Annotated in this window: 8 protein-coding genes and 1 riboswitch; of the genes, 1 reads left to right on the top strand and 7 read right to left on the bottom strand. The window is 49.5% G+C overall.

Annotated elements, in window-relative coordinates; genetic code table 11:
* Position 1 precedes the first annotated feature (1 nt).
* The 5 genes from L5656_RS05270 to L5656_RS05250 all read right to left on the bottom strand — a co-directional run bounded on the left by L5656_RS05270 (position 2) and on the right by L5656_RS05250 (position 4,273).
* Positions 2-484 (bottom strand): flagellar protein FlgN, encoded by a 483-nt coding sequence (locus tag L5656_RS05270; RefSeq protein ID WP_297200074.1) that lies wholly within the window; start codon positions 482-484, stop codon positions 2-4.
* A 121-nt stretch (positions 485-605) separates the two neighbouring features.
* A complete protein-coding gene (gene flgM / locus L5656_RS05265) occupies positions 606-884 on the bottom strand; it encodes a flagellar biosynthesis anti-sigma factor FlgM (RefSeq protein ID WP_297200071.1) in 279 nt (92 codons plus the stop codon).
* A gap of 194 nt (positions 885-1,078) precedes the next feature.
* Complete coding sequence (locus tag L5656_RS05260; protein WP_297200068.1) at positions 1,079-1,762, bottom strand: CheB methylesterase domain-containing protein; 684 nt, start codon at positions 1,760-1,762, stop codon at positions 1,079-1,081.
* Positions 1,752-3,809, bottom strand: a complete 2,058-nt coding sequence (locus L5656_RS05255; RefSeq protein ID WP_297200066.1) for a chemotaxis protein CheA — start codon at positions 3,807-3,809, stop codon at positions 1,752-1,754. The genes L5656_RS05260 and L5656_RS05255 overlap by 11 nt, the downstream gene beginning before the upstream one ends.
* Positions 3,806-4,273, bottom strand: coding sequence for a chemotaxis protein CheW (locus L5656_RS05250; protein ID WP_297200064.1), 468 nt, complete (start codon positions 4,271-4,273; stop codon positions 3,806-3,808). Before L5656_RS05250 ends, L5656_RS05255 begins: the two co-directional genes overlap by 4 nt.
* 191 nt (positions 4,274-4,464) lie before the next feature.
* On the opposite strand from L5656_RS05250, the gene L5656_RS05245 reads away from it, so the two are divergent.
* Positions 4,465-4,626 (top strand): DUF1540 domain-containing protein, encoded by a 162-nt coding sequence (locus L5656_RS05245; protein ID WP_297200062.1) that lies wholly within the window; start codon positions 4,465-4,467, stop codon positions 4,624-4,626.
* 10 nt (positions 4,627-4,636) lie between these two features.
* Here the strand turns inward: L5656_RS05245 and L5656_RS05240 are convergent, their stop codons facing one another.
* On the bottom strand, positions 4,637-6,397 hold the full coding sequence (locus L5656_RS05240) for a methyl-accepting chemotaxis protein (RefSeq protein ID WP_297200060.1): 1,761 nt from the start codon (positions 6,395-6,397) through the stop codon (positions 4,637-4,639).
* Positions 6,398-6,474: 77 nt separating this feature from the next.
* Positions 6,475-6,565, bottom strand: a riboswitch (cyclic di-GMP riboswitch).
* 72 nt (positions 6,566-6,637) lie between these two features.
* Positions 6,638-8,215, bottom strand: coding sequence for a M1 family aminopeptidase (locus L5656_RS05235; protein ID WP_297200058.1), 1,578 nt, complete (start codon positions 8,213-8,215; stop codon positions 6,638-6,640).
* Between the last annotated feature and the right edge of the window lie 110 nt (positions 8,216-8,325).

Below are 8,325 nucleotides of genomic sequence, written 5' to 3'. Positions count from 1 at the left end.
GTTATATGCTTCTGTCCAGGAGAACCGGCCCTCCTCTAAGGTGGGGTACAAGGACGTTTAGCATTTGTCGCACGTAGGCTAAAGATTGGCTAACGAGAAATTTATTTGTCTCATTAATCTCCTTTATTTCCGTCACCACCTGCTCTAGCTTGCCTAATAACCCGGTCAAATTTTCTCCACCGACCCCTATCCTCACTAGCTCTCTTAAGCTTGTCTCTGGAGGAACCCCAGCCTTAAGGGCTACTTCACGATGAAGGGCCTCCCGTTCCTTTTCCAGTTCAGCAAGCTCCCGGGCCATCTTTTCCTGGGCTGCTAAAGTCTGCTTTAGCCCTTCTAGATCATCCTCTAGTAAGCACCTTTGCTCTTTAAGCCCTTGTTCCCGGAGCTTAAACAAAAGTTCTAATTCCCGGCTCAGAACATCTATTAACCCTTGTTCTATATTCTTTCTTCCTTCCTTACGCTGGGCCATGTTGTTTAAAGTCATAGCTTTAAAATTTGTCCCCTCAACTTTATAGTTTAAGCTTAAGAAGCACCAGGCCACTTAAAGGAGCAGAAGCCAGACAATACCTAGGGTCTCGTCCGGGGCGCAATGGCGGGTGGTAGTCTTATAATTTAAGTTCTCGTAAAATACTATCTGCCAGGTCGTCTAAGGATACATTATAAGTACCTAAACTAATGCGCTCCCTTAACTCCTTAACCTTAGCCTCACGAACATCAGGAAGCTCTGCGCTCTGTTGGAGAAGCTCCCTTAAAAAACGGGCAGCAGAAGAAATATCAGCACGATCCAGGGTCTCTTGCTTCCCGTGTTCACTTTTTTTAACCTGGCGGATATAGGTATTAACTAAGGGGGTCAAATTTAGAGGCCCTTGACCTTGTATTTTCATCTCTTTCGCCCCCTAGAAATATCTTAAACCAACATTCGTAAGTGATTATCGGTAGCCAACGAAAAAACTTAAGCACCGTAGCCCAAGTTCTCCCACTGAATTCTTGGTGCTGGCAATCCTCTACCGTTGACCCCGCTTCTAACCAAATCGTGCCAACAAACCGAACTGCAGAGCATAAAAGTTTGGTTGCGGGATTAAGGTATTTCCCCTAATCCCACCAGTTCCACTATAGCCTGGGGTATTTCCTCGAGGGGTAAAACCCTATCCACTACCCCAGCTTCTACAGCAGCCCGGGGCATACCGTAAACCACAGAGGTAGCTTCATCCTGAGCTAGAACAAATCCTCCAGCCGCTTTAAGGGCCTTAAGTCCCCGTACACCGTCCTGCCCCATACCAGTGAGAACCACTGCCAGGCAGCGGGAGCCATAAATAGGGGTTAAGGTGAAAAGAAGGGCATCGAAAGAGGGGTGGAAAGGTGTAGGGAGGGGGCTTTCGGAAGTTAAGAGGACACGGGGCTGGCCCTGCCGCATCTCTACTAACATCTGCTGGCCCGCAGGAGCCAAAAGCACAAGCCCAGGCCGGATGACCTCCCCACCTTCAGCCTCTTTTACCTCTAAAGAGGAAACTTCATTTAGCCTCTTGGCCAAGAATCCTGTGAAGCCAGAAGGCATATGCTGTACAATAAGTACACCGGCCGCAAGATTACGCGGCAGACGGCTTAAGATAACTTGTAAGGCCGCCGGTCCGCCAGTGGAAGTGCCTATGGCCACCACTTCCACTTTCCGCTCCCGGGGGCGTCCCCCTTTCCCATGTTCACCTACATTGGCGTAGCGCCCCTCTTGGGCCGAAGGATTCACCGGGAACTGACTAGCTGGCAAGGGCGCCCTGGGCCTCCGTTTCCAAGAGGCTTAAGAGGCTGTGCACATCGAGGATAAGGGCTACACGCCCGTCACCCATGATGGTGGCTCCCGCGATACCAGGTATCTTGCCTATGTAATTGCCTAGGGATTTAATTACTATCTCCTGCTCCCCTATCAAAGTGTCCACTATAAATCCGACTCTCTTTTCCGCTAGGCCTACAATGACCACAGCGGCCTTGTTACCAGTAAAAGAACAGTCTCTCTTTATGCCCAAAGCCTTAGCCAGGTGCATTAGGGGTAAGACTTGTCCCCTGACTACAACTACCTCCTGCTGCTGGACCCGTCTTACCTGATGGGGCTCTACCTCTATTATCTCTACCACATTAGCTAACGGAAGAGCATAAACCTGTTCTCCCAAAGTTACCAGCAGAGAGCGGTTAATGGCTAGAGTCAAAGGCAGCTTAATGGTGAAGCAAGTGCCGGCACCGGGAGTGGTCTTAATATCTATACTCCCGTTTATTTTTTCTAAGTGCGCCTTTACAATGTCCATGCCCACGCCGCGACCGGATACATCCGTTACCCTTTCCGAAGTAGAAAAGCCGGGAAGAAAAATAAGATCCAGCGCTTCACGCTTGGAGAGCCTTGCTGCAACCTCAGGAGTTATGATCCCCCGTTCTACGGCCCTTTGTTTAAGAACTTCTGGATCCATGCCCCGGCCATCATCCTGAACGGTGATAACGATTTGGTTTTCCTGATGGAAGGCCTTAAGTATAATGGTACCATGACGTGGCTTACCCAACCTCACCCTTTCCTCTGGGGGTTCAATCCCGTGGTCTATGGCGTTACGTAAAAGGTGTATCAAAGGATCCCCTATCTCCTCTATAACTGTGCGGTCGAGTTCTGTTTCCCGTCCCTCCACGATGAACTCTATTTCCTTACCAGCCTTATGGGCTAGGTCCCGCACCATGCGGGGAAAACGGTTAAAGACCTGGTCAATGGGAAACATGCGGGCTTTCATGATCTCTTCCTGTAATTCTGAGGTTATACGACCTATGTGCATGGAAATCTCATCCAGAGCCTCTACCAGCTCTTCATTACCCAAACGATTCCTTAAGTTGGTACTTATTTCAGCCAGGCGGGTACGGTCGATGACCAGCTCCCCTACGAGATTCATCAACGCTTCCAGGCGCTGCACGTCTACCCTTACCGTCTGGGTAACACGGCGTTCCACATCCCGCTTAGGATAAGGTTCTCCTACCACCGGCGACTTAGACGCATCTGGTTCTGAAGAAGTGTCCGGTAACGGTCTCCGGTCTTCCTCCAAAACAATAGGCCGAACAAAAACTTCCTTTATCTCCGAAATGGACTTGATAACATTGGCTATCGTATCTGCATCTTCCTTAGTAACAAAGGCCAGCCGGAAGCTATTTTCGAACTTCTCTGCTTCCAACTCCTGGGTATGGGGCTCGCTTTTAATTATCTCCCCTAGATCTTTTAGATTGTTGAAAACCAAAAAGGCCCGTGCACCCTTCATTCTACAGTCCGGTTCTAACTCTACTTTAATCTCGTAAGCCCGCCAACCCCGTACTTCGGCCGCACGGATAACATTCTCCTCCACATCGTCTAATTCCAAAGGCCGGTCTAAGGACGGAGGCGGTGAAGAATCCTCGTCCCTCTCTTTACTTGAAACCTCCTCCAGGCGCCGAACTAAGGCTTCTATGTCCACTTCCCCTTCATGGCCCTGGGACACTCCGTCTTTAAGCTCCTTGAGCTTATCTAGACAAGCTAGAAGGAGATCTACAATGGCAGGGGTAACCACAAGCTTCCCTTGGCGCAAAAAGTCCAGCACACTTTCCATGCGGTGGGTCAGGGTAGCCATTTTTTCAAAGCCCATCGAGGCAGAAGAGCCCTTTAAGGTATGGGCTATACGGAAGATTTTATTTAAAAGTTCGCGGTTGTTAGGCTCTTGCTCTAGAAGCACTATAGCTTCATCGAGCTGCTGAAGCTGCTCTTCTGCCTCATCTAAAAAAAGGCTCAAATACTGGCTCATATCAAATTCATTCATACTGCAGCCACCTCAGGTCCAAACCCCTGTTTAAGCTCTTCTTGCTCATTCTCTTTGAGGACCCGGTCCAAATCAAGGAGAATGATAAGCTTATCTTCCCACTTGCCTACACCTTTAAGATAAGCCACATCCACCCCTTTGATTATGGGAGGAGGAGGTTCAATGTTCTCCTCCGGCAGGCGCAGTACCTCACTTACAGCATCTACAATCATACCTACCGTCATGCCTCCTACTTCCACCACCATAATACGGGTATTATTGGTTGCTTCCGCGGGAGGCAGGCCGAAACGCTTATGTAAGTCTATCACTGGAATAATGCGGCCGCGTAAATTTATAACCCCCTCTATAAAATCAGGAGTACGGGGAACTTCTGTGATGGGCTGGAGGCGGATTATTTCATGGACGTGGTTTATGTCTACCCCGTAAGTCTCCCCTGCCAACTGAAATACTACTAGCTGGACCATACCGGCACGCTCCTTAAAGCAAATTTTCCCTTTAAAGAATAATATTTTTCCATGTCCCTTCCAAAACCCTGCTGGATGATACCCTAACATTGAAAAGGTAACGCAGAATAACACTAAATCTGATCCCCAATGAACATACTATACTGGGAAAACACCTAAACACCATAAATTCTTATAGAGGTGAAAACACTATGGCTACTAAGGTATATTGCCGGGTAGCTAACTGTGTCCATTGGGACAGCAACAAGTGCACAGCCCAAGAGATCACCATAGCTGTAGAAGGTGCTCCCACCAATGCCTCGGCCGTAAACGACCGCCAAACGGAATGTGAAACTTTTAAGAAACGCGACTGACGTCTGCAACCTACAGCTTAAATTGGCCTACAGCTTCCTCCAGGGCGCGGGCAGCTCCGGCCAGCCTGGCTGCTGCTTCACTTATCTTCTCTACAGAAGCCGTCTGTTCCTCTGCTGCCGCCGAAACTTCTTCTGTACCGGCTGCCGTCTCTTCTGTACCCGCCGCCAGGCTCTCAGCAGCGTCCTTAATACTTCTTGCGCCCTGGGCCATCTCTTCGGCCTTTTCAGCCACATCCTGGATCCGGGCGAGGAGCTCCCCTACGGCCTGTTCAATGGCCCCAAAAGCCTCCCCGCAGCGCTGCATGACTTCAGTGCCTTTTTCCACATCCCGTACCCCTTCTTTCATCCCGGCCACTACCCGTGCGGTCTCCTTCTGAATCTCATTGATAAGCCCTACTATTTGATCGCTAGCTTGGGCAGACTGTTCGGCAAGCTTACGTACCTCATCCGCTACCACGGCAAAACCGCGACCCTGCTCACCCGCCCTTGCCGCTTCGATGGCTGCATTTAAAGCTAATAGATTGGTTTGCTCAGCTATGCCGGAGATAACTCCTACAATCTGGCTTATCTGCTGGGACCGTTCGCCCAGTGTCTCTACGGCCTCAGCCAGGGCTTCCATACGCCGGGCGATAGCCCCCATCTGCCGGTTGGCTTCTTCTACTGTACGGGCACCTTCAGATGTCTTCTCCCCTACCAACCGGGAAGCTCTGGCCATATCTTCGGCTTGTCGGTAGACGCTTTCCACCCGGGCAGCCTGGGCCTCTATGACGGTAGCCGTCTGGGTAACCTGTTGGGCCTGGTGTTCGGCTCCCTTGGCCATCTCCTGGGCTGTAAGGGCTACCTGCCGCGCCGATTCACCCAGCTCTTGGGACATCTGAGCCAAATCCTGGCTAAGGCCTGCCACCTCTCCGGCCATTTCCCTAACCCGGCCGATGAGACGCCGCAGGCTGTCCCCCATGGCACCGAAGGCCTGGCTCAATTGCCCCAGCTCATCCCGGGACTTTACTTTAATTTCGGCTGCCGTCAAATCTCCGGCTGCAATTCGCTGAGCAGAAGCCACAAGATTGGCTATAGGACGCCCAACCATACGGCTGAATATGAAGGCCACCAGCATACCCAATATAAAAGCCAAGCTTAGGCCGGAATACAAAATAGTCTTAGTATAAGATAGGGCACCTTCTAGCTCCGATTTGGCATTTTCGCGTTGCTCTGTTATTTCTTTTTGGACGTGGCTTCCGATGTTGTTAATGTTATCTACTGCTGCACCCATTTGAAAGCTCAAAATGGGAAGGGCAACCAACCGGTTCTGCTGGTCGGTGTTTAAAATATTGCCCTTAAAGGTCTCGGTAAAGCTCTTGGCAGCCATCGTCATCGCTGATAGAAAACCTTGGGTCTGGCTGTCAAGCTGTTGGCCTTCCAGTTCTGTCTTAGCTTCATTAAAGCGATTAAGGGCTTCATCAAAGCTCAACACGTGGGTTTGAGATCCGTTAATTATGTAATCGGTGGCGCGCCTGTATGCTTCCCAGACAGACAAGGACATGGTGGTAAAAAGTTCTTCCTGTCTCTCAAGGGCTAAGACTTTTCGGGCGGTGCTATCAATGCGTTCGAGATTCAGCTCAACAATAATTACCACGGCTATGAAGACAGCTATAACCAGAAGAAAACCGCCCATGATCTTGGCGCCCAGTTTTAAAGCGCCTAATTTAAGGACACCCAGCGGCAGAGAGAACCCCTGCTTCCCCTCCCTCCTTGGTAACCTGGGAAACCGCATACCTTGTACCTCCTATTCATTAAATCCCATAAATTTAAAGGGCTACTCCTTCTTTAATTGGGTAGCCCCCTTTAACCCACGGCAGCTGGCTGTCATAGCCATAAGAATATGGCCTTAGACCCTATAGCTTTGCGCCCCCACCTTTCGATGGGTTTGCCTTTATCGGGGACCTATTATCCACTTTAATTCGACTTAATTATAACTCTACAAACCTTCCCTCGACAAGATATTTTTTCCAATTTACTCTTTCTTGTGATGGTGGCTGTAAAACTCAAGTATGTTTTCCAGCCAACGGGGCTCCAACCGTTCAAAACGGTAGTATTCTTGAATATACCGCAAGGCTTCTTGCAGAGCTTTAACTCCCATCTTTTCCTCCATTTTTAACCAATAAACCGCCCCCTGCCGGTAGGCAGCCCGCCGGTAATCCTTTTCAGAAGCAAAGTCCGTAAATTCCCGGTTTAACAGCTCTGAAAGCTCCTCTAGACTTAGACGTTCACCTGCCTCGGCTATTATGTTTACTTTCAACCGCTCGTACAACTCTGGCTCGTATGTACGGTAATAGAGGAGGGTGCTGTACTCCGCTAGCCCCTCATCTATCCATGGCGCGCGCAGGCTGTCATTTCCCACCAAATTGTACCACCACTGGTGAGCAACTTCATGTATTATTACTGTCGGGGTATAACCTCTGTAGGTGCTTAAAAGGATTAGTCCCGGATACTCCATTCCATAAAAATTTCTCAAGGGTGCTTCTACGAGGTTTAAATAAGAATACGGGTACGGCCCCCAGTAATCCTTAAAAAATTTAAAAGCCCGTACTGCGGTGTCCAGGAAAGAAGGGACAACCCGCTCGCGGAAGGCCATGGTTATTAAGGTATGGTCTACTTGAACGCTGGCTTTTTCCCATCCTTTGCCTAGGACAAAAGCAAATTCACGAATGGGTTTTTCACTTGTAAAAGTCCACAAGACCTGGTTTCCTCTTTGATCCGTCCCTGTACTGCGTGCGCTAGCCAGCACCGTTAAAAAAGAGGGTAATTCCAGCTCTATGTTATAATAAGCAGAATCGGAAAAATAAGGTTCGCCCCATACCAACCCCCCGGCCATACCGCACCAAGTCCCTCCCCCCCTAGGGCTTAAAATAGGGTACCATCCCGAAACCACAAAAATATCTTCCCATACGCCTAGGCGGTCCGGGCGCTCAGGCAAGTAGGTGGTGAAGGATATTTCGGCTTTTAAAGTTTCTCCCGAGGTTAAAGCCTGTCGAAGTGATACTTCCAGCCGGCTGCCTTTAATCCTAAAAGAAGCAGGCTCGTTATTTAGGGTAACTTCTTGGATAGTAAGGGAATTTTCCCCACCCGGCCAGCCATTAGAAGGCAGGTTAAAAAGGAGATCGTAAAGCGGGTAAAAGTAAGGGTTCTGGTAGGCAAGGGTAAGATGGCCTTTTATGACCCGCTTTTCCGGATCTAATTGGGCGTTTATTTGATACACAGGATAATAACGGTAATGGGAATCCCTTTGGGACCCGCTACCCCATAGGGGAACCCGTATCACTTCGCCGTTGTCCTCAGGAGAAGTTTTGCTCCCGGCGGGTACAACCTGCGATAAAGGAATGTAACCTGAACCCGGCGCCACAACTCCAAATTCCCTCGCCGGTACCCATATTTCCTCCCCACATCTTATAGGTGGGGGATCTAAGACAACCTCGTCGTAGAGAACTTGGGTCGGTAAAGTACGGGGTACGGACCAGGGCCGCAAAGTTACCCAACAAAAAGAAAATATAATCGGTAGTATAACTAAAACAACCCATCCCTTTGCCCTCATCGAGCTTCCCCAGGAAAAATTCGACTAAAAAGTGGCTTATCCTGCTCCGAAGTATAGGGTTTTCCTCTAAGCGTATACTAGATTTAAAGTGTTTTCTGGGAAAGGGGTCG

This window comes from Thermanaeromonas sp. (assembly GCF_021890735.1).
Classification (GTDB): domain Bacteria; phylum Bacillota; class DSM-521; order Neomoorellales; family Neomoorellaceae; genus Thermanaeromonas.
The sequence above is the reverse complement of the archived record's forward strand: the minus strand, read 5'-3'. Positions and strand labels throughout refer to the sequence as shown.

Excerpts from the sequence above, each read along its gene's own strand:
- L5656_RS05250 (WP_297200064.1), bottom strand. The coding sequence starts at position 4,273 with ATGGTCCAGCTAGTAGTATTTCAGTTGGCAGGGGAGACTTACGGGGTA.
- L5656_RS05235 (WP_297200058.1), bottom strand. The coding sequence starts at position 8,215 with ATGAGGGCAAAGGGATGGGTTGTTTTAGTTATACTACCGATTATATTT.
- L5656_RS05270 (WP_297200074.1), bottom strand. The coding sequence starts at position 484 with ATGACTTTAAACAACATGGCCCAGCGTAAGGAAGGAAGAAAGAATATA.
- L5656_RS05245 (WP_297200062.1), top strand. The coding sequence starts at position 4,465 with ATGGCTACTAAGGTATATTGCCGGGTAGCTAACTGTGTCCATTGGGAC.
- L5656_RS05255 (WP_297200066.1), bottom strand. The coding sequence starts at position 3,809 with ATGAATGAATTTGATATGAGCCAGTATTTGAGCCTTTTTTTAGATGAG.
- flgM (WP_297200071.1), bottom strand. The coding sequence starts at position 884 with ATGAAAATACAAGGTCAAGGGCCTCTAAATTTGACCCCCTTAGTTAAT.
- L5656_RS05240 (WP_297200060.1), bottom strand. The coding sequence starts at position 6,397 with ATGCGGTTTCCCAGGTTACCAAGGAGGGAGGGGAAGCAGGGGTTCTCT.